At 72.2% G+C, this 24,275-nt stretch carries 28 protein-coding genes; 19 read left to right on the top strand and 9 right to left on the bottom strand.

The annotated features are described in order from the left end of the window. Nucleotides 1–84: 84 nt before the first annotated feature. Nucleotides 85–1,047, bottom strand: a complete 963-nt coding sequence (locus ACZ5XS_RS14800; RefSeq protein WP_468651215.1) for an LLM class F420-dependent oxidoreductase — start codon at nt 1,045–1,047, stop codon at nt 85–87. A gap of 180 nt (nt 1,048–1,227) precedes the next feature. Here ACZ5XS_RS14800 and ACZ5XS_RS14795 point away from each other — a divergent pair, with 180 nt between their 5' ends. The 13 genes from ACZ5XS_RS14795 to ACZ5XS_RS14735 all read left to right on the top strand — a co-directional run bounded on the left by ACZ5XS_RS14795 (nt 1,228) and on the right by ACZ5XS_RS14735 (nt 11,762). Then, nucleotides 1,228–3,441, top strand: coding sequence for an FAD-dependent oxidoreductase (locus ACZ5XS_RS14795; RefSeq protein ID WP_468651279.1), 2,214 nt, complete (start codon nt 1,228–1,230; stop codon nt 3,439–3,441). Then, nucleotides 3,438–5,288, top strand: coding sequence for a transketolase (locus ACZ5XS_RS14790; RefSeq protein ID WP_468651213.1), 1,851 nt, complete (start codon nt 3,438–3,440; stop codon nt 5,286–5,288). Before ACZ5XS_RS14795 ends, ACZ5XS_RS14790 begins: the two co-directional genes overlap by 4 nt. Further along, a complete protein-coding gene (ligD, locus tag ACZ5XS_RS14785) occupies nt 5,285–6,247 on the top strand; it encodes a non-homologous end-joining DNA ligase (protein WP_468651211.1) in 963 nt (320 codons plus the stop codon). The genes ACZ5XS_RS14790 and ligD overlap by 4 nt, the downstream gene beginning before the upstream one ends. Nucleotides 6,248–6,351: 104 nt before the next feature. Then, nucleotides 6,352–6,717 (top strand): gas vesicle protein GvpO, encoded by a 366-nt coding sequence (locus ACZ5XS_RS14780; protein WP_468651209.1) that lies wholly within the window; start codon nt 6,352–6,354, stop codon nt 6,715–6,717. A gap of 56 nt (nt 6,718–6,773) precedes the next feature. Further along, on the top strand, nt 6,774–7,199 hold the full coding sequence (locus ACZ5XS_RS14775) for a gas vesicle structural protein GvpA (protein WP_217239080.1): 426 nt from the start codon (nt 6,774–6,776) through the stop codon (nt 7,197–7,199). Next, entirely contained in the window at nt 7,196–7,975 is a 780-nt protein-coding gene (locus ACZ5XS_RS14770; RefSeq protein ID WP_468651207.1) for a GvpL/GvpF family gas vesicle protein, read from the top strand. Before ACZ5XS_RS14775 ends, ACZ5XS_RS14770 begins: the two co-directional genes overlap by 4 nt. 7 nt (nt 7,976–7,982) lie before the next feature. Continuing rightward, entirely contained in the window at nt 7,983–8,246 is a 264-nt protein-coding gene (locus tag ACZ5XS_RS14765; RefSeq protein WP_468651205.1) for a gas vesicle protein GvpG, read from the top strand. Then, nucleotides 8,243–8,941 carry a DNA primase gene (locus ACZ5XS_RS14760; protein WP_468651203.1) on the top strand — a complete coding sequence of 233 codons (699 nt, stop codon included), beginning with the start codon at nt 8,243–8,245 and terminating at the stop codon, nt 8,939–8,941. Before ACZ5XS_RS14765 ends, ACZ5XS_RS14760 begins: the two co-directional genes overlap by 4 nt. Further along, nucleotides 8,938–10,098: an SRPBCC family protein gene (locus tag ACZ5XS_RS14755; protein ID WP_468651202.1), complete on the top strand. Its 1,161-nt coding sequence runs from the start codon at nt 8,938–8,940 to the stop codon at nt 10,096–10,098. The genes ACZ5XS_RS14760 and ACZ5XS_RS14755 overlap by 4 nt, the downstream gene beginning before the upstream one ends. Continuing rightward, on the top strand, nt 10,095–10,418 hold the full coding sequence (locus ACZ5XS_RS14750; protein WP_468651200.1) for a gas vesicle protein: 324 nt from the start codon (nt 10,095–10,097) through the stop codon (nt 10,416–10,418). Before ACZ5XS_RS14755 ends, ACZ5XS_RS14750 begins: the two co-directional genes overlap by 4 nt. Further along, nucleotides 10,415–11,203 carry a GvpL/GvpF family gas vesicle protein gene (locus ACZ5XS_RS14745; RefSeq protein WP_468651198.1) on the top strand — a complete coding sequence of 263 codons (789 nt, stop codon included), beginning with the start codon at nt 10,415–10,417 and terminating at the stop codon, nt 11,201–11,203. The genes ACZ5XS_RS14750 and ACZ5XS_RS14745 overlap by 4 nt, the downstream gene beginning before the upstream one ends. Next, nucleotides 11,200–11,388: a gas vesicle protein gene (locus tag ACZ5XS_RS14740; RefSeq protein WP_053747233.1), complete on the top strand. Its 189-nt coding sequence runs from the start codon at nt 11,200–11,202 to the stop codon at nt 11,386–11,388. The genes ACZ5XS_RS14745 and ACZ5XS_RS14740 overlap by 4 nt, the downstream gene beginning before the upstream one ends. 110 nt (nt 11,389–11,498) lie before the next feature. Beyond that, on the top strand, nt 11,499–11,762 hold the full coding sequence (locus ACZ5XS_RS14735) for a gas vesicle protein K (RefSeq protein WP_053747435.1): 264 nt from the start codon (nt 11,499–11,501) through the stop codon (nt 11,760–11,762). Nucleotides 11,763–11,801: 39 nt separating this feature from the next. Here the strand turns inward: ACZ5XS_RS14735 and ACZ5XS_RS14730 are convergent, their stop codons facing one another. From ACZ5XS_RS14730 to ACZ5XS_RS14720, 3 genes are all read right to left on the bottom strand, one after another. Beyond that, nucleotides 11,802–11,972 (bottom strand): hypothetical protein, encoded by a 171-nt coding sequence (locus ACZ5XS_RS14730; protein ID WP_053747436.1) that lies wholly within the window; start codon nt 11,970–11,972, stop codon nt 11,802–11,804. 42 nt (nt 11,973–12,014) lie between these two features. After that, nucleotides 12,015–12,836 (bottom strand): methyltransferase domain-containing protein, encoded by an 822-nt coding sequence (locus ACZ5XS_RS14725; protein ID WP_468651195.1) that lies wholly within the window; start codon nt 12,834–12,836, stop codon nt 12,015–12,017. 97 nt (nt 12,837–12,933) lie between these two features. Then, nucleotides 12,934–14,427 (bottom strand): phosphatase PAP2 family protein, encoded by a 1,494-nt coding sequence (locus ACZ5XS_RS14720; RefSeq protein WP_468651194.1) that lies wholly within the window; start codon nt 14,425–14,427, stop codon nt 12,934–12,936. Nucleotides 14,428–14,493: 66 nt separating this feature from the next. On the opposite strand from ACZ5XS_RS14720, the gene ACZ5XS_RS14715 reads away from it, so the two are divergent. Together ACZ5XS_RS14715 and ACZ5XS_RS14710 are read left to right on the top strand one after the other, a co-directional pair. Beyond that, nucleotides 14,494–15,147 carry a histidine phosphatase family protein gene (locus tag ACZ5XS_RS14715; RefSeq protein ID WP_468651192.1) on the top strand — a complete coding sequence of 218 codons (654 nt, stop codon included), beginning with the start codon at nt 14,494–14,496 and terminating at the stop codon, nt 15,145–15,147. A gap of 50 nt (nt 15,148–15,197) precedes the next feature. Further along, on the top strand, nt 15,198–16,817 hold the full coding sequence (locus ACZ5XS_RS14710) for an ABC-F family ATP-binding cassette domain-containing protein (RefSeq protein WP_468651190.1): 1,620 nt from the start codon (nt 15,198–15,200) through the stop codon (nt 16,815–16,817). A 122-nt stretch (nt 16,818–16,939) separates the two neighbouring features. Here the strand turns inward: ACZ5XS_RS14710 and ACZ5XS_RS14705 are convergent, their stop codons facing one another. Further along, on the bottom strand, nt 16,940–18,088 hold the full coding sequence (locus ACZ5XS_RS14705; protein ID WP_468651188.1) for a baeRF2 domain-containing protein: 1,149 nt from the start codon (nt 18,086–18,088) through the stop codon (nt 16,940–16,942). A gap of 56 nt (nt 18,089–18,144) precedes the next feature. Here ACZ5XS_RS14705 and ACZ5XS_RS14700 point away from each other — a divergent pair, with 56 nt between their 5' ends. Then, the gene (locus tag ACZ5XS_RS14700; RefSeq protein ID WP_468651186.1) at nt 18,145–18,423 is read left to right on the top strand and encodes a DUF6158 family protein; all 279 of its coding nucleotides are present in this window, start codon (nt 18,145–18,147) and stop codon (nt 18,421–18,423) included. 130 nt (nt 18,424–18,553) lie between these two features. Here the strand turns inward: ACZ5XS_RS14700 and ACZ5XS_RS14695 are convergent, their stop codons facing one another. From ACZ5XS_RS14695 to ACZ5XS_RS14685, 3 genes are all read right to left on the bottom strand, one after another. Then, on the bottom strand, nt 18,554–19,096 hold the full coding sequence (locus ACZ5XS_RS14695) for a type 1 glutamine amidotransferase domain-containing protein (RefSeq protein ID WP_468651184.1): 543 nt from the start codon (nt 19,094–19,096) through the stop codon (nt 18,554–18,556). Between the two features lie 230 nt (nt 19,097–19,326). After that, nucleotides 19,327–19,752: a CBS domain-containing protein gene (locus tag ACZ5XS_RS14690; protein ID WP_468651277.1), complete on the bottom strand. Its 426-nt coding sequence runs from the start codon at nt 19,750–19,752 to the stop codon at nt 19,327–19,329. Nucleotides 19,753–19,778: 26 nt separating this feature from the next. Further along, entirely contained in the window at nt 19,779–20,162 is a 384-nt protein-coding gene (locus ACZ5XS_RS14685) for a DUF2795 domain-containing protein (protein WP_468651183.1), read from the bottom strand. A gap of 132 nt (nt 20,163–20,294) precedes the next feature. Between ACZ5XS_RS14685 and ACZ5XS_RS14680 the strand changes: the two genes are divergently transcribed. Continuing rightward, entirely contained in the window at nt 20,295–20,483 is a 189-nt protein-coding gene (locus ACZ5XS_RS14680) for a hypothetical protein (RefSeq protein ID WP_468651181.1), read from the top strand. Here the strand turns inward: ACZ5XS_RS14680 and ACZ5XS_RS14675 are convergent. Further along, a complete protein-coding gene (locus ACZ5XS_RS14675; RefSeq protein ID WP_468651179.1) occupies nt 20,437–22,233 on the bottom strand; it encodes a thiamine pyrophosphate-requiring protein in 1,797 nt (598 codons plus the stop codon). The genes ACZ5XS_RS14680 and ACZ5XS_RS14675 overlap by 47 nt on opposite strands. A gap of 247 nt (nt 22,234–22,480) precedes the next feature. On the opposite strand from ACZ5XS_RS14675, the gene ACZ5XS_RS14670 reads away from it, so the two are divergent. Both ACZ5XS_RS14670 and ACZ5XS_RS14665 read left to right on the top strand, forming a co-directional pair. Then, nucleotides 22,481–23,275, top strand: coding sequence for an RNA polymerase sigma factor SigF (locus ACZ5XS_RS14670; protein WP_468651177.1), 795 nt, complete (start codon nt 22,481–22,483; stop codon nt 23,273–23,275). Nucleotides 23,276–23,434: 159 nt separating this feature from the next. Next, nucleotides 23,435–24,139 carry a hypothetical protein gene (locus ACZ5XS_RS14665; protein WP_468651175.1) on the top strand — a complete coding sequence of 235 codons (705 nt, stop codon included), beginning with the start codon at nt 23,435–23,437 and terminating at the stop codon, nt 24,137–24,139. Nucleotides 24,140–24,275 lie beyond the last annotated feature (136 nt).

The raw sequence follows: 24,275 nt of genomic DNA, 5'->3' as shown, positions 1-24,275 counted from the left end.
AGGCGGGCCGTCCCGGGGCGAATACGACGGACGGGCCGTTGCCGTCCTGTCGCCGGGTCCTGTCGCCGGGCCGGATCCTCAAAGTCAGGAAGCCTGCTGGAGCTGCGGCAGCACCTTGGTGCGGTAGAAGTCGAAGAAGCCGCGCGTGTCCGGGCCGATCTGGTTGACGTAGACCGCGTCGAAGCCGGCGTCGGCGAACTGCGCCAGCTCCGCCACGTGTTCGTCCACGTCGTCGCCGCACACCCGGTTCTCCCGGACCATGTCCTCGGTGACCAGCGTCTGCGCCTGCTCGAAGTGCTTCGGCGAGGGCAGCACCTGGCTCAGCTCACCGGGCAGCTGCTCGTTGGCCCACAGCCGGTGCACGGTGCGTACGGCCTCGTCCTTGTCGGTGTCGTAGCAGACCTTGGTGCCGCCGCTGACCCGCTTTCCGCCGCCGCCGCCCTTGCGGTACTGCTCCACCATCGACGCGTCCGGCATCATCGTGATGTAGCCGTCGCCGACCCGGGCCGCCAGCTTCGTCGCCGCCGGGCCGAAGCCGGAGATGTCGATCGGGACGGGCTCGTCCGGGACGGTGTACAGGCGGGCGTTCTCCACCGTGTAGTGCGGGCCGTGGTGGTTGACCTCCTCGCCGGTGAACAGCCGGCGCATGATCTGGATGGACTCCTCCAGCATCTCCAGGCGTACGTGGGCGGGCGGCCAGGCGTCGCCGAGGACGTGCTCGTTGAGCGCCTCACCGCTGCCGACGCCCAGCCGGAAGCGGCCCTCGGTCATCACCGCACTGGTCGCCGCGGCCTGTGCCACCACCGCCGGGTGGATGCGCACGGTCGGGCAGGTCACGGCCGTCTCGACGGGCAGGGACACGGCCTCGGACAGGGCGCCGATCACCGACCAGACGAAGGGGCTCTGGCCCTGCGCGTCGTTCCAGGGGTGGTAGTGGTCGGAGATCCACAGTGACTGGAACCCGGCCTGTTCGGCCATCCGCGCCTGCTCGATGAGCTCCGCGGGACCGTACTGCTCGCACGAGAGGAAGTAGCCGTACTCGGGCATGGGGGGTGTGCCTCCACGAGGTGGGCGGACGGTTCGCCGTCCCGAGTACCCGGGCGCCCGGGCGGAAACCGGGCCCGCGCGGCCGGCGGCGCACGTTTGGGTGTCCTGGCCAGGGGGACGCGGAAGGCTCCCGAGGTACGCGACCAGCCCCGGAGGCGAACCGTGAGTCGACCCCGCATCGTGATCGTCGGCGCCGGCTTCGCGGGATACCGGACGGCCCGAGAACTGGCCCGGATGTCCCGCGGCAAGGCCGACATCACCCTGCTGAACCCGACCGACTACTTCCTCTACCTGCCCCTTCTGCCCCAGGTCGCCGCCGGGGTCCTGGAGCCTCGCCGGGTCACCGTCTCCCTGTCGGGCACCCTGCCGCGGGTGCGCCTGGTGCTCGGAGAGGCCGACGGGATCGACCTCGACGGGCAGACCGTGCACTACACCGACCCCGAGGGCGGCGAGGGCACCCTGGCGTACGACCGGCTCGTGCTCGCCGTCGGCAGTGTCAACAAGCTGCTTCCGATCCCCGGGGTCGCCGAGCACGCGCACGGCTTCCGCGGACTGCCCGAGGCGCTGTACCTGCGCGACCACGTCACCCGGCAGGTGGAGCTCGCCGCCGCCGCCGACGACCCGGAGAGCTGCGCCGCACGCTGCACCTTCGTGGTGGTCGGCGCCGGCTACACCGGCACCGAGGTCGCCGCGCACGGGCAGCTGTACACCGACGCGCAGGTGCGCAAGCACCCCTTGCGCCAGGGCATACGGCCCCGCTGGCTGCTCCTCGACGTCGCGCCGCGCGTCCTGCCCGAGCTGGACGAGCACCTGTCCCGCACCGCCGACCGCACCCTGCGGGAGCGGGGCGTGGAGGTGCGCATGGGGACCTCCGTGAAGGAGGCCACGCCGAACGGAGTGCTGCTGACGGACGGCGAGTTCGTCGAGACGCGGACGCTGGTGTGGTGCGTGGGCGTACGGCCGGATCCGCTCGTCGAGAGCACCGGGCAGCCCCTGGAGCGTGGCCGGATCATCGTCGACCCGTACCTCCAACTCCCCGGTCGGCCCGAGGTGTTCGCGTGCGGGGACGCCGCCGCCGTACCGGATCTGAACGACCCCGGGAAGTACACGCCGATGACCGCGCAGCACGCCTGGCGGCACGGCAGGACGGTGGCCCGCAACGTCGCCGCCTCGCTCGGCGTCGGGGAGAAGCGGCCCTACCGGCACAAGGACCTGGGGTTCGTGGTGGACCTGGGCGGCGCGAAGGCGGCCGCCAATCCGCTCGGCATCCCGCTGTCCGGGCCGGCCGCCGGTGCGGTCACCCGTGGCTACCACCTCGCGGCGATGCCCGGCAACCGGGTCCGGGTCGCCGCGGACTGGCTGCTGGACTCCGTACTGCCGCGCCAGGCCGTCCAGTTGGGGCTCGTACGGTCCTGGTCGGTGCCCCTGGACACGGCGTCGCCGGAGCTGCCACGGATGCCGGGCGGGCCGGAGCGGCGGCAGGACGGGCAGGACGGGCAGGACCGGCAAGGCAGGCAGGTAGCGGAGGCCGCCCGGTCGGGGCCCGGCGCGGCGACGGCGGAGGACACGAAGCCGGCGGGCCCCCGGTCCGGACCGCCCTCCGAGCCATCGGGCAGCCGACCCGGCGACGATCCGGCGAAGACCAGGCCGGGCCCGGAGCCCGCGAGGAACCAGCCGGGCCCGGAGCCTGCGAGGAGCCAGCCGGGTATCGAGCCCGCCAGGAATCAGCCCGGCCCCGAGCCGGCTAAGGGTCAGCCGGGCCCGGAGCCTGCGAGGAACCAGCCGGGCCCGGAGCCTGCGAGGAACCAGCCGGGCCCGGAGCCTGCGAGGAACCAGCCGGGCCCGGAGCCTGCGAGGAACCAGCCGGGCCCCGAGCCGGCTAAGGGTCAGCCGGGTCCCGAGTCGGCTACGAGTCAGCCGGGCCCGGAGCCCGCGAGGAACCAGCCGGGCCCGGAGCCTGCGAGGAGCCAGCCGGGCCCGGAGCCTGCCAAGGGCCAGCCGGGTATCGAGCCCGCCAGGAACCAGCCGGGCCCGGAGCCTGCGAGGAACCAGCCGGGCCCGGAGCCTGCCAAGGGCCAGCCGGGTATCGAGCCCGCCAGGAACCAGCCGGGCCCGGAGCCCGCGAGGAACCAGCCGGGTCCCGAGCCCGCCAGGAACCAGCCCGGCCCCGAGTCGGCGAAGAGCCAGCCGGGCCCCGAGCCGGCCAAGAACCAGCCGGGTCCCGAGCCCGCCAAGAACCAACCCGGCCCTGGCCCCGCCCCGGGCCCCGTCCCCGGCCCCGCCGTGGACCGGACCGGGGGTGCGCCCGCCGGGGAGCACCCCGCCGGTGAGCCCCGCGACGTCCCCGGGCCCGTCCGGCGTACCGACGAAACCCCCGCTGAAGGAGACTCATGAACACCCGTGAACTCGTCGACCTGGCCCAGCAGTTGCGCGTCGACAGCGTGCGTGCCTCGGCCGCCGCGGGCTCCGGGCACCCGACCTCGTCGATGTCCGCCGCGGACCTGATGGCCGTACTCCTCGCCAACCACTTCCGCTTCGACTTCGACCGCCCCGCCCACCCGGGCAACGACCGCTTCGTCCTGTCCAAGGGGCACGCCTCGCCCCTGCTGTACTCCGCCTACAAGGCGGCCGGTGTCGTGGACGACGAGGAACTGCTGACCTTCCGCAAGCTCGGCAGCCGGCTCGAAGGGCATCCGACGCCCCGGCAGCTGCCCTGGGTCGAGACGGCCACCGGATCGCTCGGGCAGGGGCTGCCCGTCGGCGTGGGGATCGCGCTGTCCGGCAAGCGCCTCGACCGCACCGGATACCGGGTGTGGGTGCTGTGCGGGGACAGCGAGATGGCCGAGGGCTCGGTCTGGGAGGCCGCCGAGCACGCGGGGCACGAGCACCTCGACAACCTCACCGCGATCGTCGACGTCAACCGGCTCGGCCAGCGCGGCCCGACCCGGCACGGACACGACCTCGACGCCTACGCGCGCCGCTTCCAGGCGTTCGGCTGGCACACCGTCGAGGTGGACGGCCACGACGTCGACGCGATCGACCGGGCGTACGGCGAGGCGGTCTCCACCACGGGGCAGCCGACCGCGATCCTCGCCCGCACCCTCAAGGGCAAGGGTGTCGCCGACGTCGAGGACCGGGAAGGTCTGCACGGCAAGCCGCTGAAGAACGCCGACGAGGCCATCGACGAGCTCGGCGGGGTGCGGGACATCCGTGTCGAGGTGCACGAGCCGCCGGCCGCCCGCATGCTGCACGCCGTACGCGCCGGGCATCTCGAACTGCCGCGCTGGGACAAGGGCGGCGACGACGTGGCCACCCGCAACGCCTTCGGGCAGGCTCTCGCGGCGCTCGGCACGGGACGCGGTGACGTCGTCGCCCTCGACGGTGAGGTCGGCGACTCCACGCGCGCGGAGTTCTTCGCCAAGGAGCATCCCGACCGCTACTTCGAGTGCTACATCGCCGAACAGCAGATGGTCGCCGCCGCCGTCGGGCTCGCCGCGCGTGGCTGGGTGCCGTACGCCTCGACCTTCGCCGCCTTCCTGACCCGGGCGTACGACTTCATCCGCATGGCGTCCATCAGCGGCTCCGGCATCAACCTGGTCGGCTCGCACGCGGGCGTCGCGATCGGCCAGGACGGGCCCAGCCAGATGGGTCTGGAGGACCTGGCGATGATGCGGGCGATCCACGGCTCGACCGTGCTGTACCCGTGCGACGCCAACCAGACCGCGCACCTGGTCGCCCAGATGGCGAACCTGGAGGGCGTCCGCTATCTGCGGACCTCGCGCGGCGAGAGCCCGGTGATCTACGGCCCCGACGAGGAGTTCCCGATCGGCGGCAGCAAGGTGCTGCGCTCCTCCGGCCAGGACCGGATGACGATCGTCGCGGCGGGCGTCACCGTGCCCGAGGCGCTGGCCGCCGCCGACACGCTGGAGGCGGAGGGCATCCGGGTGCGGGTGATCGACCTGTACTCGGTCAAGCCCGTCGACCGGCGCACCCTGCGCCAGGCCGCCGAGGAGACCGGCTGCCTGGTCACCGTTGAGGACCACCGGGAGGAGGGCGGTCTCGGCGACGCCGTGCTCGAGGCCTTCCTCGACGGGCGGCCCGTGCCGCGGCTGGTGCGCCTCGCCGTTCGTACGATGCCCGGCTCGGGCTCTCCCGACGAGCAGCTCCACGCGGCGGGCATCGACGCCGAGTCGATCGCGGCGGCCGGGAAGCTGCTGGTGGAGGAGGCGGTCGTGCGGTGAGCGGCGACGGATCACGCACGGTCCGGGCGGGGCGGCGCACGGTGGAGGTGCACCGCCCGGACAAGGTGCTCTTCCCCGGGGACGGCGGCGCGAAGGAGTACACCAAGAGCGATCTCGTCGACTACTACCGGTCGGTCGCCCCCTTCATGCTGCCGCACCTGCGCGGCCGTCCGCTGATGCTGGAGCGGCACCCGGACGGCATCGCCGGACCCCGGTTCATGCAGAAGAACACCCCGGAGAACTACCCGGAGTGGATCACCCGGGCCGAGCTGGCCAAGGAGGGCGGCACCGTCTGCCACACCGTGTGCGACGACACCGCCACCCTGCTCTACCTCGCCGACCAGGCCGCCCTCACCGTGCACCGCTGGCTGTCCCGGGTCGGGCGCGTCGACCGGCCCGACCGGATGGTCTTCGACCTGGACCCGTACGGGGACGCGGGAGATTCCGGGGATGGCGGGAAGGTCGGAGGCCCGTTCGCGGCGGTGCGCGAGGCGGCCGTGCTGCTGGGGGAGCTCCTCGACGAGCTGAAACTGCCCTCGGCGCTGATGACCACCGGCTCGCGAGGACTGCACGTGATCGTGCCGGTCGACGGACGGCACGACTTCGACGAGGTACGGGCCTTCGCCCGGGACGTCGCCGACACCCTCGTCGCCGGCCACCCCGACCGCTTGACGACCGCGGCCCGCAAGAAGGAGCGCGGTGGGCGGCTCTACCTCGACGTACAGCGCAACGCCTACGCCCAGACCGCGGTCGCGCCCTACACCGTCCGCGCCAAGCCGGGCGCGCCCGTGGCGACGCCGCTTGCCTGGAGCCAGCTGGACGACCCGGGCCTCGACGCCCGCCGCTGGACCATCGACGACGCCGTCGACCAGGCCCGCACGAACCCGTGGGCCGGTGTGATGACCCGGGGGAGGGCGCTCGGCCCGGCCAGACGTCTGCTGAACGCATTGCGTGGCTGACGCACGTACCACCTCTGAGCAGGCATGACGCGCCCGCTCTCGGACGCATGCCCGCTCGCAGGTTTGGCCAACGGCCGAGCGGCCACCCGGAGTTAGAGGTGGCCATGGCGAACACAAAGAGCACTTCAGAATCACAGAATTCACAAGATTCCCGCAAAAGGGAAGAAAAGGACACGGAGCGCAACATGGCGGAAGACCGGCCGAACCCCATGGAGGTGCTGCGCCAGGCGCGTACCCAGCTGGCGGAGCTCACCGGCATGGCCGCCGAGAACGTCTCGTCCTTCGAGCAGACGGAGGAGGGCTGGTCGCTGGAGATCGAGGTTCTCGAACTCTCCCGCGTGCCCGACACGATGAGCCTGATGGCGAGCTACCAGGTCGACCTCGACCCACAGGGGCAGCTCACCGGCTACCGGCGCGTGCGCCGTTACGAGCGCGGGCGGGCCGACGCACACAGGCAGGGCGGTCGCTAGGCGACCACCCACCCCAGTACCCGTTCACCAGTCACAGACAAGGAGGCGCGGTCGACATGACCGTTGTCCCGGCCCAGCAGAGCGGCGGCGGAGGCGGCAGCAGCGGCCTCTACGACGTTCTGGAGCTCGTCCTCGACAGGGGTCTCGTCATCGACGCGTTCGTACGGGTCTCCCTGGTCGGCATCGAGATCCTGAAGATCGACATACGTGTCGTCGTGGCCAGCGTCGACACCTACCTGCGCTTCGCCGAGGCGTGCAACCGCCTCGACCTGGAGGCGGGCCCGCGCAAGAGCCCCGGCCTGCCCGACATGGTCGGCGAGATCACCGAGTCCGGCGCGCGCGGCAAGTCCAAGGGAGCGCTGTCCGGCGCGGCGGAGACCGTCTCCGGCGCCTTCAAGCAGGCCCGTGAGGAAGGCCAGACCGAGTCCAGGCCTCGTCCGCGCAAGTCCACGGCATCGCGCAGGAAGGAGGAAGAGGAGTGAGCACGTACGTCTACGGCATCACGGCCGCGTCTCATCCTTCGCTGCCCGAGGGCATGGGGGGCGTCGGCGAGCCGCCGCGTCCCGTGCGCATCCTGAAGGCGGGCGAGCTGGCGGCGATCGTCAGCGACGCGCCCGAGGGACTGCGCCCCAAGCGCAGGGACCTGCTCGCCCACCAGACCGTCCTGAGCGAGTCCGGCGCGGAGGGCTGCGTCCTGCCCATGCGGTTCGGCAGTCTCGCCCCCGACGACGAGTCCGTCACCGGAGTGCTCAGCGAACGCGCCGACCACTACCTGGAGCGGCTGCGCGCCCTGGACGGCAAGGTCGAGTACAACGTGAAGGCCGTCCACAACGAGGAGGCCGTGCTGCACCGGGTGATGTCCGAGAACCCGGAGGTGCGCGCCCTGACCGAGGCCAACCGGCAGGCGGGCGGCGGCAGCTACGAGCAGCGGCTCCATCTCGGCGAGATGGTGGTGGCCGCGGTCAAGGCCCGGGAGGGCGAGGACGCGACCGACGTACGGCACACCCTGGAACCGGTCGCCGAGGCGGTGAGCGTGGGCCCCGAGTCCAGCGGCTGGCTCGCCAACCTCTCGTTCCTGGTGGCCCGCGACGAGGCCGCGTCCTTCCTGGCCGCGGTGGACCAGGTCCGCAAGGGCCACCCGCACCTCGAACTGCGCGTCAACGGCCCCCTGCCGCCGTACAGCTTCGTCGAGCCCGGCCCCGGCGAGCCCGTGGGCACCACCCTGGGCGCGGACCACGCGGAACACGCGGAGGAGTGAGGCGGTCGTGGGACTGATCGGAGAGGTGCTGCTGCTGCCGTTCGCACCGGTGCGCGGCAGTGCCTGGGTCATGAGACAGGTACTGAACGAGGCGGAACGCCTCTACTACGACCCGGCCGCGGTCCGGGCCGAACTCGGCCAACTCGAAGAGCTGCTCGAGGCGGGCGAGATCGACGAGGAGGAGTTCGACCGCAGAGAGGACGAACTCCTCGACCGACTGGAGATCGGCCTTCGCGGTGGCGCGGGGACCGGGGACGGGACGGCACAATGAACCGAGTGGGACTGGGCCTCGCGGTAGGGGCCGGCTACGTCCTCGGACGTACCAAGAAGATGAAGATGGCGTTCGCGGTCGGCACTCTCGTGGCCGGCAAGCGGATGCATCTGAGCCCGCGGGCGCTCGCCGACCTGGCGTCCCAGCAGCTGCGGAACAATCCGCAGTTCAAGGAGATCGGCGACCAGCTGCGCGAGGACCTGCGTGGCGTCGGCAAGGCGGCCTCCGGGGCCATGGTGGAACGGCAGATCGACTCGATCGCCGACCGCCTGCACGGCCGTACCTCCCAGGTCCGCGACCAGCTCGCGGGCGTGGTGCCGGATCCCACGGACCTCGGCTCCAAGGGCGACTCGCAGGACGAGGAGCCCGAGGACGAGTACGAGGAGTCGGAAGCCGACGAGACCGAAGAGGCGGACGAGGAGCCTGAAGCCGAAGCGGCCGACGACTCCGAGGAGGCCGAGGACTCCGACGAGGCCGACGATTCCGACGAGGAATCCGAGCCGCGCCGCCGCCCGGCGGCGAAGAAGGCCGCCAAGAAGGCGCCCGCGAAGAAGGCCCCGGCGAAGAAGGCGGCTGAGAAGGCGCCCGCGAGGAAGGCTCCCGCCAAGAAGACGGGTGCGAAGAGGACGGCCGCGACCAGGGATGCCGCCCGCGGCGCCCGGACCCGCGTGCCGAAGGGTGGTGCTGAGCGATGACCGACACTCTGGGAACGGCGCGGGGCGTCACCGACAAGGCGAAGGACCAGGCGACGGGCAACCCGCTCACCGACGTGGCCAAGAGCGAGGCCGTGGACCGGCTCAAGGCCGAGGTGCAGGAGTACCTCGCCGCCCAGGCCCAGCGCCTGCTGGTCGGCGCCGGCCGCAAACTCGGCGAGACCACCGGCAAGCTGAACGACATCGCCGAGGGCAACAGCCCCGGCTTCGCCAAGCTCGCCCTCGACGGGGGCCGCAAGCTCGCCGAGGGCAAGGGGCCGATGCGGTCCGCGCTGGAGCTCGGCGCCTCGCGCGCCAAGGACAGTGTGGTCGGCGCCTTCAAGAACCTCGGCGGCAAGGGCAAGGGCAAGAAGAAGGGCGGGGGCGGCCAGAAGCCGATCGTCATCATCGAGTTCATCGATGTCGGCGTCCCGCTGCGCACCGCCTACGACCAGTGGACCCAGTACAAGGACTTCAGCACGTTCGCCAAGGGCGTCAAGAGCGCGAACCGCGCCGACGACACGCACTCCGACTGGCAGCTGAAGGTCTTCTGGTCCAGCCGCAGCTGGAAGGCCCATACCACCGAACAGCTGCCCGACGACCGGATCGCCTGGAACTCGGAGGGTGCCAAGGGCACCACCAGGGGCGTCGTCTCCTTCCACCGCCTCGGCGACAACCTCACCCGTGTCCTGCTGGTCATCGAGTACTACCCCTCGGGTTTCTTCGAGAAGACCGGCAACATCTGGCGCGCCCAGGGCCGCCGGGCCCGGCTCGACCTGAAGAACTTCGCCCGCCACATCACCCTCAAGGGCGAGGCGGAGGACAGCTGGCGCGGCGAGATACGCGACGGCGAGGTCGTGAAGAGCCACGAGGACGCCGTGGCCGAGGAGGAGGAAGAGTCGGCCGAGGAAGCCTCCGAGGAGGAGTCGGCCAAGGACGCCCCCGAGGAAGAGGGCGAGGAGGCGTACGAGGACGAGGAAGAAGGCCCGTACGCCGAGGAGGAGACCGAGGACGAGCCCGAGGAGGACGAAGAGGAGGAGAAGGGCGAGTACGACGAGGAGGAGGAGCCGGAGGAGGATGAGGAGCCGGCGGCCGAGGCGCAGGACGAGGTCGAGGAAGAGGACGACTACCAGTACGCGGACGGTGGGAAGCGACGATGACGACCCCCAGCCGGCTGCCCGAACCCTACGGCCAGAGCAGCGGCGCCAACCTCGCGGACATCCTGGAACGCGTCCTCGACAAGGGCATCGTCATCGCCGGTGACATCCGCATCAACCTGCTCGACATCGAACTCCTCACCATCAAGCTGCGCCTCATCGTCGCCTCCGTCGACAAGGCCAAGGAGATGGGCATCGACTGGTGGGAGGACGACCCCGCGTTGTCCTCCGGCGCCCGTCGCAAGGAACTCGCCCGGGAGAACGCCGAGTTGCGCGAGCGGCTGGCCGAACTCGAGTCCGCCGACGGCCGGGAGGCACCATGACAGGACTGCGGTACGTCTACGCCGTCTGCCGCCCCTTCGGCACTCCCCTGCAGGCCCAGCTGACGGGCGTGGCCGGCGACCCGCCCAGAATGCTGCACCACCACGGTCTGGTCGCCGTGGTCAGCCATGTGCCGGAGCGGGACTTCGCCGAAGGACCGCTCCACAAACATCTCGAGGACCTGGACTGGCTGACCGCGACCGCCCGCGCCCACCAGGGCGTGATCGACGCGCTCACCGTCGTCACCACCCCGCTGCCGCTGCGCCTGGGCACCGTCTTCCGGGACGACAGTGGCGTCCGCGTGATGATGGAGGAGCGCGAGGACTCGTTCCGGCGCACCCTCGACCGGCTGCAGGGGCGGGTGGAGTGGGGCGTCAAGGTGTACGTCGAGGCGGGCGCCGCGGACAAGGCGGACAGCGGGGAAAGCGGGACCTCGCCGGAAAAGCCCGCATCGGGACGGGACTATCTGCGTCAGCGGCGCACGGCGGTGCGCACGAACGAGACCCGGTGGCAGCAGGCGGAGGCTTTCGCCAACCGGCTGCACGAAACGCTTTCCGCGCACGCCGAGAATTCTCGGCTGCACGCCCCGCAGAATCCCGCCCTTTCCGGTGTCTCCGGACAGAACGTGCTTAATGCGGCCTATCTCGTGTCGCGCACCGTATCCGAGGAGTTCGTGGAACTCGTGGACCGCACGAAAGGTGAGGTACCGGGAATGCGCGTGGAACTCACCGGCCCCTGGGCCGCGTATTCCTTCGCGGGTGAGTCCCCGGGGGAGGAGGACCGGTGACGGTGATCGAGCGCCGTGAGGTCGCGCTGGTGGACCTCCTCGACCGGCTGCTCGCCGGCGGGGTCGTCATCACGGGCGACATCACCCTGCGCATCGCGGACGTCGACCTGGTCCGCATCGACCTGAACGCGCTGATCAGCTCGGTGAACGAGCAGGTGCCGTCACCGTGGGGGGAGTTGTCGTGACCGAGCGGCACAACGGGAGCGAGCCGCACAACGGGAGTGGGCCGCACACCGGGAGTGGGCCGCACGACGGGAGCCGGCCGCGCAACCACCGGACCGAGCGGCACAACCGGATGGACCTCGACCCCGACACGGTCGAGAGGGACCTGGTCAAGCTCGTCCTGACCGTGGTGGAACTGCTGCGCCAGCTCATGGAACGCCAGGCGCTGCGCCGCTTCGACGAAGGCGGCCTGAGCGAGGAGCAGGAGGAGCGCATCGGGCTCACCCTGATGCTGCTCGACGACCGTATGACCGAACTGCGCGAGCGGTACGGACTGCGGCCCGAGGACCTCAATCTGGACCTCGGGCCGCTCGGACCTCTTCTGCCCCGGGAATGAATCCCGGTTTTTTCCCCGGGATTCATTCCCGGGGTCAGCTCACCACCTGTACCAGCGGCCCCTGCCTCCACCCGCGGTTGTGCTCCGCATCAGGAAGCCCAGAAGCCATAGCACCAGAACAGCCAGCGCAATCCACCAGAGAATCTTCACTGCGAATCCGGCACCGAAAAGGATCAGTACCAGAAGCAGTACCAGCAGGATGGGAACCATAGTGTGAACCTCCTGCATTCCGTGTTTCCCGGAAATGGGGATTCAGGCTTCCTTTCGGCACAGAATCTCTGCGTGCAGCACACTGAACCAGCCGTCCTCCTGCTGCCCCCATTCCCGCCAGGCCGCGGAGACCGCCCGCAGCTCCTCGTGACTCGCGTGCCCGCCCTCCACGGCCCGCTCGGCGTACGCCGAGGCCAGGGTGCGGTCGGCCCACAGGCCGCTCCACCACTCCCGCTCCTCGGCGGTGGCGAAGGTCCAGGTGCCGGAGGTCGCCGTGATGTCCGTCAGGCCCGCGCGCAGCGCCCAGGACTTCAGCCGGCGCCCGGCGTCCGGCTCGCCGCCGTTGGCGCGGGCGACCCGCCGGTACAGGTCCAGCCAGGCGTCCATGCCGGGCGTCTCGGGGTGCCAGGTCATCGCCGCGTAGTCCGAGTCCCGGACGGCGATCAACCCGCCCGGGGCGGTGACCCGCCTCATCTCGCGCAGCGCCTGCACCGGATCGCCGACGTGCTGCAGCACCTGGTGGGCGTGGACCACGCAGAACGTGTCGTCCGGGAAGTCCAGGGCGTGCACGTCCGCGACCGCGAAGCCGACGTTGGTCAGGCCCCGTCCGGCGGCGGTGGCCCGGGCCTGGTCCAGGATGCCCGGCGCGTGGTCGACGCCGGTGACGTGTCCGTCGGGGACCAGCGCGGCCAGGTCGGCGGTGATCGTGCCGGGCCCGCAGCCGATGTCCAGGACGTTCATGTGCGGCTTCAGTGAACCGAGGAGGTAGGCCGCCGAGTTGGCGGCGGTGCGCCAGGTGTGCGAACGCAGCACCGACTCGTGGTGTCCGTGCGTGTAGACGGCGGTCTCCTGCGGCTTCGACATGGACGGCTCCCTGTTCGGCGTCTCCTCGGTACGCCTCACGGTACGCGCGCATGTCGAATAATGAGATACGCGTTTTGCCATATGGACTGGCGGATGATCAGGCGGCGGGCAGCGGGCGGTACACGGTGAGCGCCCTGGGCAGCTTCTCCAGCGTCACCTCGCCCTCCACCTCGGTGACCTCACCGTCGTAGGCGAGGAGCGTGCCCGGGGCGACTCCGGACAGGTGCAGCCGGCCCACCTGGACCGCCGCGTGCGCGGGGGAGCGGGTCAGCGGACCGGCGACGGCGGCCGCCAGCAGGCGCAGCGCCGGCCGGCGCCCGCCGTGCACCACCCGTACATCGAGCCGCCCGTCCGCGAGGTCGCGGCGCCGACCGGGCGTGAGACCCATCCGGTGGTAGGTGCCGTTGCCGGCGAACAGCAGCCACAGCGGCCGTGCCTCGCCGCGGAACCCGGCCTCCAGCGGGTGCCCGCCCGCCCGCGCCACGCGCAGCGCCGCGAGGACTCCGGCCGGCCAGCCGCCGATCCGGTGCGACCAGCGCTCCCGCTCGCGCACCAGCTCCGGATACACGCCCAGGCTGCACGTGTTGACGAAGATGCCCTGCCGCTCCCCGCAGCTGAAGCTGCCCACGTCCGCCAGCATCCCCTCGCCCTGCCGGACGGCCCGGCTCAGATCGCGGACCCCCTCCACGCCCAGGTCGTACGCGAAGTGGTTCAGCGTGCCGCCGGGCAGCACCGCGAGCGGCAGGCCGTGCCGCAGGGCGATCCCGGCGGCGGTGTTGACCGTGCCGTCGCCGCCGCACACACCGAGCACCCGGGCGCGGGCCGCCGCCTTCTCCAGCTCGGCCGGGACATCGGCCGGTTCGCACTCGACGACCTCGGCCGCGGGCAGCGCGTCCCGCAGGGCGCGCACCCGGTCGGCGGTGCCCGAGGCGGTGTTGGCGACCACGACCAGGCCCTCGCCGTCCGGCAGCGCGGGAACGTCCGCGCGGGTCCGGGCCGGCGGCACGCCCTGGGCGCGGGTGGGCACCAGGCTCCGTACGACGAACGCGGCGCCCGCGCCCAGCGCCGCGCCCGCAAGTACGTCGCTCGGGAAGTGGACGCCGGTGTAGACGCGGGACATGGCCACCGAGAAGGCGACCGGCGCCACGACCGCGCCCCAGGACGGCGACTCCAGGGCCACCCCCGCCGCGAACGCCGCCGCCGACGCCGAGTGGCCGGACGGGAAGGACGTGGTGATCGGCTGCCGCTTCAGCTGCCGCACCAGCGGAACCGGGTCCAGGACGGGCCGCGGGCGGCGCACCGAGCGCTTGCCGAGGGTGTTGATGGTCAGGGAGGCCAGGCTGAGCGAGGCGAGACCCCGCACGGCCGCCCGGCGGGCGCGGGGGGTGCGGCTCGCGGCCATCGCGGCCGCCGTCGCGAACCACAGCACTCCGTGGTTCGCGCTTCGGCTCAGCCGCGGCAGGACCGGTTCGGCGGCGGGCCAGTCCCGCCCGGCGGCGAACTCGAACAACCGGCAGTCCAAGGACAGCAGCCGGTCACGCAGGGCATGGGGGCCGGGCTTCAGGACGGTGAGGTCGACGTCTGGGCTCATGCACTCCCGGATACCCTGAAGGGGCCGTTTCTTGTCCGGCGGGCCGTGTACCTGGAGGAACCCCGCATGCGTCTGCTGCTCATCCGTCACGGCCAGACCCCCACCAACGTGCGCTTCCTGATGGACACCGCCGTCCCGGGCCCCGGCCTGACCGAACTCGGCGAGCGCCAGGCCGCCGCACTGCCGCAGGCCCTCGCCGACGAGGACATCGAGGCCCTGTACGCCTCCACCCTCGTCCGCACGCAGCTCACCGCCGCGCCCCTGGCCGCCGCCCGCGGCCTCGATGTGCGGGTCCGGGACGGCATCCGGGAGCTGTCCGCGGGAGACCTGGAGATGCTGCCGGGACACTCGGAGCACGGCCGGACGTACATGGAGACCGTGTTCGCCTGGGCGGCCGGCGACACGGGGCTGCGGATGCCGGGCGGGGAGAGCGGAGCCGAGGCGCTGGCGCGGTACGACGCCGTGGTCGCCGAGGCCGCCGCGAGCGGGGCCTCGGCGGTCGCCATGGTCAGTCACGGGGCGGCGATCAGGATGTGGACGGCGGCCCGCGCGGACAACGTCGACGTGGCCTTCGCGGCCGCCCGCCCGCTGGACAACACCGGCGTGGTGATCCTGGAGGGATCGCCGTCCGACGGCTGGAAGGCCCTGTCGTGGGCGGGCGCGGTCGTCATCCCCGCGGGCGAGGGCGGTCCCGCGGGGCGGCCGGTCGACCCGGCCTGAGCGTTTACCGGTTTGCCCGTCCTCACCGGTGGCCCGCACAATGCGGCCTCATGGGACATCTGGAAGCAGCACACCTCGAGTACTACCTCCCCGACGGGAGGGCCCTGCTCGGCGACGTGTCCTTCCGGGTGGGCGAAGGGGCCGTCGTGGCCCTCGTCGGGCCCAACGGCGCCGGCAAGACCACCCTGCTCCGGCTCATCTCCGGCGAGCTCAGACCACACGGCGGGACCGTCACCGTCAGCGGCGGCCTGGGGGTGATGCGCCAGTTCGTCGGCTCGGTACGGGACGAGACGACCGTACGGGACCTGCTCGCGTCGGTGGCGCCGCCCCGTATCCGGGAGGCCGCCCGGGCCGTCGACAAGGCCGAGCACGCCATGATGACCGTCGACGACGAGGCCGCCCAGCTCCAGTACGCGCAGGCCCTGTCCGACTGGGCGGAGGCGCGCGGCTACGAGTCCGAGACGCTGTGGGACATGTGCACCATGGCCGCGCTCGGCGTGCCCTACGAGAAGGCGCAGTTCCGGGAGGTGCGCACGCTCTCCGGCGGTGAGCAGAAGCGGCTGGTCCTGGAGGCGCTGCTGCGCGGCACCGACGAGGTGCTGCTGCTCGACGAGCCCGACAACTACCTCGACGTGCCCGGCAAGCGCTGGCTGGAGGAGCGTCTGAAGGAGACCCGCAAGACGGTCCTGTTCGTCTCCCACGACCGCGAGCTGCTGGCCCGCGCCGCGCAGAAGATCGTCTCCGTCGAGCCCTCGCCCGCGGGCGCGGACGCCTGGGTGCACGGCGGCGGTTTCGCCACCTACCACGAGGCCCGGCGCGAGCGCTTCGCCCGCTTCGAGGAACTGCGCAGGCGCTGGGACGAGAAGCACGCCCAGCTGAGGAAGCTGGTCCTGAACCTCCGTCAGGCGGCGTCCATCAGCCACGAGCTGGCCTCCCGCTACCAGGCCGCCCAGACCCGGCTGCGCAAGTTCGAGGAGGCGGGACCGCCGCCGGAGCCGCCGCGCGAGCAGGACATCAGGATGCGGCTCAAGGGCGGTCGTACCGGCGTCAGGGCCGTCACCTGCAAGGGACTTGAACTCACCGGCCTGATGAAGCCCTTCGACCTGGAGGTCTTCTACGGCGAACGGGTCGCCGTCCTCGGCTCCAACGGCTCCGGCAAGTCGCACTTCCTGCGGCTGCTGGCCGGTGAGGAGGTGGCGCACTCGGGCGAGTGGAAGCTCGGGGCCCGCGTGGTGCCCGGGCACTTCGCCCAGACGCACGCCCACCCCGAACTGGAGGGCCGCACCCTCCTGGACATCCTGTGGAAGGAGCACGCCCAGGACCGGGGCGCCGCCATGTCCCGGCTGCGCCGCTACGAACTCACCGGCCAGGCCGAACAGCGCTTCGAACGGCTCTCCGGCGGCCAGCAGGCCCGCTTCCAGATCCTCCTGCTGGAGCTCCAGGGCGTCACGGCCCTGCTCCTGGACGAGCCGACCGACAACCTCGACCTGGAGTCCGCCGAAGCCCTTCAGGAGGGGCTGGAGGCCTTCGACGGCACGGTCCTCGCGGTCACCCACGACCGCTGGTTCGCCCGCTCCTTCGACCGCTACCTCGTCTTCGGCAGCGACGGCCGGGTCCGGGAGACGACGGAGCCGGTGTGGGACGAGCGGAGGGTGGAGCGCGCCCGCTGAGACGGCCGGGGCCGGATCTCGAAGGCACCCGGATGGCATGAAGGGGCCCGGTGACCCACAGGTCACCGGGCCCGCTTCGCACACGGCTCAGTCACACGGCGGCTCTCGGCCGCCCGGCCCGCTCACGTCCAGCGCAACAGCGCCCCCAGGCCGCCCACCGGGACCTCCCGCTCGGCCTCCTCGGCCTGGCCGGGACCGGCCTGGACGCTCTGCCCCGTCGCCGGTGTCACCGAGATCGCCGGGGCACCCGTCGCGACCGCAGAGCGGATCAGCGCGTCGTCCGCGCGGGCCGACCAGGAGTTCTGCTCGCCGAGGATCTTGAGGTCCGTACGGCGTACCGCCAGCTGGTCGGGATCCTCACCGATCCACACCTCACGGTGCGCGTCGGGACCGTCCGGACGGATCAGCAGCTCGTCGATACGGTGCTCGCGCGCCGCCTCGACCAGCGCCGGCACGCCCTCGACCGCCCCGGCTCGCCCGTCGTCGCCCGGACTGCGGGCCGCGAGGAACCGTTCCAGTTCCCGCTCGGCCCGCTGCCGCACATGCGTGGCGCGCGCCTGCTCCACGTCCTCGTCGAGCAGCCTGCTCCCGGTGCCGTGCGGAGCCTCCACCGCCAGCTCGTGCAGCCGCTTCGGCAGCCGCTCGTGCACGGTCCGCCGCTCCCGGTCGTCACCGACGAGGATCAGCAGATCGGCCTGGGTCTCCTCCTGGCAGACCGCGAGCGCGTCCGCGATCTCGGCCGCGTTGTGCTCCCAGGTGTTCTCCACCCTGAGCTGGAAGTGCCGCTCCGACCAGTCGGTCGTCCGCGTACGGTGTATCGGATACTGCCGGCCGGTGACCGTCCCCGCGTCCCGTCGGCCCAGACCGCTGCGCAGTTCGAAGTCGGCGCCCTTGCGGTCGACGTACGCCACGATGCACACGGGATCCTCACCGGCCAGCTCCAGCAGGGGCGCGGCGTGCGGCAGCGGCGCCCAGTGCGCGCTGTTGCCGGCCGGCGCCCTGGCCAGCGGCGGATCCAGGACCACCTCGCCGGCCCGCGCGAACAGGGCCCGCCCGTGGGGCTCGGAGGAGTGCCGCAGCTCCTCCACCGCGTCCAGCACCGCCCGGCACGTCTCCTCGTCGGCGCCCTGCCCGGCCAGTTCGCGGGACAGCGCTATCGCGGTCAGATGCCGTTCGTGGGGGGTGTCCTCCGTGTGCCGGGAGGTGTCGACGTAGACGGAGGCCCAGGGGCCCGATTGTTCGTAGAGTGGATGCAGAAAGGCGAGATCCATGGCTCCCTCCCGGGTGCCGCTTGGGGGTAGTGCTCTCGGGCGGGTACCCGAAGGGCATGAACGAACACGACGAGCGGAACATGACCATGACTGGAGTCGACGCCGACCGGCTGGACGACCAGCAGCTCATGAAAGAGCTGGAGACCATCCACCGCACGCGCCACGACACACTGCTGTACGCCTCGAACGACGCCCTGCGGGCCCACAACGACCGGATGGCCCAGCTCGAGGGCGAGTACCTGCGCCGCAACCCGCACCGCCCGGTCGCCGCGGGCCGCACGCGCGAGGGAGCCCGGGAACGCGGAAGCGGGGAGTCGGCGACTCCCCGCTCCTGAACGCCTGGACCGTCAGTGACGCGCAGACGGCCGGTGCCGATGCGCGCCGGCCGTCTCCACCGGCGCCCGGGCGAACCCCTCGCTCGCGACGCCCGGCGAGGTGTCCGTCACCACGGCCGTCACCACGGCCTCACGCGGCCTCCTGGGCGAACACGTCGAGGTACGCCTCGCTGAACGCCTTCAGGTCGTCCGGCCTGCGACTGGTGACCAGCTTGTTGTTTCCGTGGTCGCAGACCTTCACCTGCTCGTCCACCCAGCTGCCGCCCGCGTTGCGGATGTCGGTCTGAAGGCTCGGCCAGGAGGTCAGCACCCTGCCGCGTACGACGTCCGCCTCGACGAGCGTCCACGGGGCGTGGCAGATCGCGGCGACCGGACGGCCCTGCTCGAAGAAGTCCCGTACGAACGCGACGGCCTTCTCGTCCATCCGCAGGAAGTCCGGGTTGGCCACGCCGCCCGGCAGGACCAGCCCGCCGAAGGAGTCGGCCGACGTCTCGCCCACGACCTCGTCCACGGGGAACGTGTCCGCCTTGTCGAGGTGGTTGAACGCCTGGATCTGCCCGGACTTCGTCGACACGAGGACGGGTTCGTGCCCGGCGTCCTTCGCCGCCTGCCACGGATCGGTGAGTTCGACCTGCTCCACGCCCTCGGGCGCGGTCAGAAACGCGATGCGCATGATGGTTCAACGACCTTTCCTGGAAAGCTTCCTGGCGCGCGGCGAGGGCGGGGGCCCATGGGCCTCGTCGCTCCCCGCGCGCTTCTTCCTTGCTCCGGGCTCCGGCCGCGCCGGCAGCGCAGCGGCTCGCTCCTCGCCGGACGGCGGGAGCACGCGGGCGCCGGTCGCGGAGACGGCGGCCGTCCGCACGTCCCGCGGCGTGTTCGGCGCGGCCCGGTGGCGGCCCGGACTCACAGGGGGTCGAGGCCGCCGGCGCTGCGTGCGTCGTCCGGCAGGGCCCGGCTGATGTCGGCGAGCGCCGACTCCGGGTCCTCGGCCTCGGCGAGGTCCCCGAGAGTCACCATGCCGACCGGCAGCCCGTCCTCGATGACCGGCAGACGGCGTACGGCGTGCTCACGCATGAGCGCCGCCGCCGTCGACACCGTGTCCCCCGGGGCGACCACCACGGGATCCGGCGTGCACACCGTCCGGGCGCTCACCGTCATCGGGTCGGTGCCGTCGGCCACGGCACGCACGGTGATGTCCCGGTCGGTGAGCATGCCGACGACGTGCTGTCCGTCGGCCACCAGGACGTCGCCGATGTCCTGCGTGCGCATCAGCTGCGCCGCCTCGACCAGCGAGGCGTCCGGGCGTACGGCGACCACGCCCGGGGTCATGACGTCCTTCACGAAGTCGGCCGCCACTAGGCGCCCTCCCTCCTGGTCAGCGTCCGCGCCAGTTCCTGCACGGTGGCGTAGGACTCGTTGCGGGGCAGTCGCTCCACGGCCTCGACGAGGACGTCGGGAGCGTTCTTGCGGCGCAGGGTGCCTGCCAGTTCCACGGAAGTGCCCGGGAAGGAACTGCGGCCCAGGATCCTGGCCAGTTCCAGCCGGACCGTCTCCAGCGAAGCCCCGGCCCGGCCCGGTGCCACGGGCCCGCCCCAGACCGCCGGATCGTCGTCGGCGGTCGGCTCCGGGTCGTGCCACTCCTCGCTGCGCGTGGGGTGGCCGGACCTGAGCAGACCCTGCAGTTCGTGCTTCATCTCGTCATCGCGGTGACGGCTCAGCCGGTCGCTGCCTCGTTGCATGTCTCCCTCCAAGAACTTCGGGGTGGGCACCCGCGTACCCGAGGACCGGACACCGACACGGGGTTTGCCCCGCCGATGGCGGGAGACCCGGTCCCGCACCCCCCGCGCACATTCCTGGAAAAAGGACAGGCCATGGCGCTGCTCGCTGTGATCATCCCGCTCCTCATGCTCGGCGTGGTGCTGGCGCTGGGCCGCTACGAGGAACTGCTGCTGCCCGAGGACGGCGCCGACCGGTACGAACCCGTCGGCGCCCCCTCCCCGGCCGTCGCCGCGGCTACTTCTTCTCGCGGCCCGGCAGGAACTCCTGCATCTTCGCCTTGAACCCCCGCTTGACCACGGACCCGCGGTCCGCGTCCCCCTTGAGGATCGACGCGGCCGTGGCCTCCATCTGCTCCCAGGTGGCGTGCGGCGGGATCGGCGGCACGGCCGGGTCGGTGAGGAACTCGATCACCGCGGGGCCGTCCGCGTCCAGGCCGGCCCGCCAGCCCGCCTCGACGTCCTCCGGCTTCTCCACGCGGATCCCGGTCAGGCCGAGCGAGCGGGCGAACGCCGCGTACTGCACGTCCGGCAACGCTTGCGAGGGCAGGAAGGACGGGGCGCCCTCCATGGCCCGCATCTCCCACGTGACCTGATTGAGGTCGTGGTTGTTCCAGACGGCGACGACCAGCCGCGGGTCCTCCCACAGCTCGCGGTACTTCGCCGCGGTGATCATCTCGGCCAGGCCGTTCATCTGCATCGCCCCGTCCCCGACCAGCGCGATCACCGGCCGGTCCGGGTGCGCGAACTTCGCGCCGATCGCGTACGGCACACCACAGCCCATCGTCGCGAGCGTCCCGGACAGCGAGCCGCGCATCCCGGAGCGCATCGTCAGGTGCCGCGCGTACCAGTTCGCCGTCGACCCGGAGTCGGAGGTGACGATCGCGTCGGACGGCAGCAGCGGATCCAGGGTGCGGGCCACGTACTCGGGGTTGATCGGGTCGGCCGACAGCTGGGCCCGCCGCTCCATCACCTCGCGCCAGTGCGACACGTTGTCACGCACCGTGTCGGACCACTCGCGCCCGCCACGGTCCGTGTCCAGCATCGGGATCAGCCGCTGGAGCGTGGACTTCGCGTCGCCGACGAGATTCACCTCGTACGGATACCGCATCCCGACCATGTGCGGGTCGATGTCGATCTGCACGCCCCGCGCCTTGCCGAAGTCCGGCAGGAACTGCGTGTACGGGAAGGACGACCCGATGGTCAGCAAGGTGTCGCAGTCCCGCATCAGCTCATAGGAGGGACGCGTCCCGAGCAGCCCGATCGAGCCGGTGACGTACGGCAGTTCGTCGCTCAGCGCGTCCTTGCCGAGCAGCGCCTTCGCGACGCCCGCGCCGAGCAGTTCCGCGATCCGCTCCACCTCGGCCCGCGCACCGGCCGCGCCCTGACCGACCAGGATCGCCGGCTTGTCACCGGCGTTGAGGATGTCCGCCGCCCGCCGCAGGGACTCGTCGGACGGAACCGACGTCCAGGAACTGAGGTCCAGGCTGGAGGGCACCATCTTGAACTCGTGCGTGGGCGGCGAGTAGTCCAGCTCCTGCACGTCGCCCGGGATGATGACCGCCGTCGGACAGCGGCGGGCGTACGCGGTACGGATCGCCCGGTCCAGCACGTTCGGCAGCTGCTCGGGGACCGTCACCGTCTCCACGAACTCGGAGGCGACGTCCTTGAACAGGGAGTGCAGATCCACCTCCTGCTGGTAGGAGCCGCCCATCGCGGTGCGGTGCGTCTGGCCGACGATCGCCAGCACCGGGACGTGGTCGAGCTTGGCGTCGTACAGGCCGTTCAGCAGGTGGATCGCGCCGGGCCCCGAAGTCGCCGCGCACACCCCGACGCGACCGCTGAACTTGGCGTAGCCGACCGCCTGGAAAGCGGACATCTCCTCGTGCCGGGACTGGATGAAACGGGGCCGGTTGTCGGCCCGCCCCCAGGCGGCGAGCAGGCCGTTGATGCCGTCGCCGGGATAGCCGAAGACGTGCTCCACCCCCCACTCCCGCAAGCGCTCCAGGACGTGGTCGGAGACCTTGGTGCTCATGTACGGACCTCCCGGCATAGGCGACGCAGGCAGCAGCCCTACGAGTCACCCCGCGCGCCTGCGGAAAACCTGCCCGGGTTTGCGCCCGGGGGCCGGGGGCAGGCGCACTTCCAGTGCTTCGGACCGGAGGCACGTCCGTGGGAGCGGCCAGGCGCCGCCACGGCCGCGTCTGTCCGCACCGCAGACGCCCCCTCCCCACGGTGACCGTCCATCCCAGAGCACCCCTCCCAGGGAGTTGCGACGCACCATGGCGACCAAAGTGAGCGCGAAGCACCCGCACGACGACGCACCCGACACGGCGGAGGCGTTCCGCACGCTCGCCGGGCTTGCCCCCGGCCCGCGGCGCGACACTCTCCGCGGACAGATCGTCGAGGCCTGGCTGCCCATGGCCGACCGGCTCGCCGGCCGCTTCCGCAGCCGCGGCGAAAGCCTCGACGACCTGCGCCAGGTCGCGGCCCTCGGACTGGTCAAGGCCGTCGACCGGTACGACCCCGAGCGCGGCAACGCCTTCGAGAGCTACGCCGTGCCCACCATCACCGGCGAGATCAAGCGGCACTTCCGCGACCACATGTGGACCCTGCACGTGCCGCGCCGTGTCCAGGACCTGCGCAACCGGGTCCGCTTCGCCGGCCAGGACCTGTCCCAGACCATTTCGGGCCGCCGGCCCACCGTCGCGGAGATCGCCGAGTACGCCGACCTCAGCGAGGAGGACGTCCGGGCCGGCCTCGAGGCCCTGGAGAGCTTCACCGCGCTGTCCCTGGACGCGGAGCTGCCCGGCAGCGAGGACGGCTACTCGCTCAGCGACGCGCTGGGCTCGGCCGACCCCGCCCTGGACACGGTCGTGGACCGCGAGGCGGTCAAGCCCCGGCTCGCCGCCCTGCCCGAGCGCGAACGGGCGATCCTGTACATGCGGTTCTTCGGGGACATGACACAGAGTCGGATCGCGGAACAGCTGGGCATCTCGCAGATGCACGTGTCCCGGCTGATCAGCCGCTGCTGCGGGCGGATGAGGGAACAGATCATGCGGGACACCGCCGCCTGACACCGCGAGGGCGAGGAGGTTTCGCGGTGTCACCCGCTCGGCGGTTCCCGTCCCGCGAATGGTGTCCGGCCGCGCGCGGCCCCGCCGAGGGCGGGCTGTGATGGGGGCGGGGGCACGGCGGTCGTGCCCCCGCAGCCGTCGGCCGAAGGAGCCCTCCCCATGCGCCGCAGCGCCCGCGCCCTGTCCGCCGCCGCCCTGGCCGGTGCCGTCCTGGGCATCGCCGTACCGGCCGCTCTCGCGGAGCCGGCCGCCGAGGTCGCACCGAGCAGTGTCTCCCCGGGCGGCAGCGTCACCGTCTCCGTCACCTGCGACCCGACCGGCGGCCCACCGCCCGACACGATCGACGCCACCTCGGAGGCCTTCGAGGAGGGCACCGTCCCGCTGCGGCTGGTCGCCGGCGACGACGACGAACTCTCCGGCCCCGTCTACAGCGCCACCGCCACGATCGCCCCCGCGGAAAGCCTCGAGGGCGGTGCCGACGGGGCCGGCCAGGACACCGCGTGGACCGTCGACGGCACCTGCCCCACGGCACCCGGCGGGAAGGGCGCCCAGTGGAGCGTCACCCTCACGGTGTCCCACGGGAGCGGCACGCCGTGCGGCACCGGATCCCACGGTGACACCTGCGCCCCCGCCGAACCCTGCGCCGACTCGCACACCGGCTCCTGCGCCCCGACCCCCGCCTGCGTTGAGTCGCACACCGACGCCTGCGGCGGCGCGGTGGTCCCGCGCGGGGTGCGGGCCGGCGAGGGCGGCACCTTCACCGACTCGGTGCCCGCCCTGGTCGCCGGCGGCCTGCTGATCGCGGGGGCCTGCGGCGGCGCCGTGTACCGGCTGCGCCGGAAGGGGCCCGCCACCGAGGACTGACAGCGCCGGAGCCGCCGTGGCCGCCCTGTGACCGGCGCAACCCGGATCGGCGCCCATGGCAGGGCGCCTGCCGGGGTAGTCAGAGGCCGAGGGCACCACCCGCACCGCACGAGCCACCCGGCACACCCGGGCGACG

Source organism: Streptomyces sp. NPDC033131, assembly GCF_055578365.1.
The sequence above is the reverse complement of the archived record's forward strand: the minus strand, read 5'-3'. Positions and strand labels throughout refer to the sequence as shown.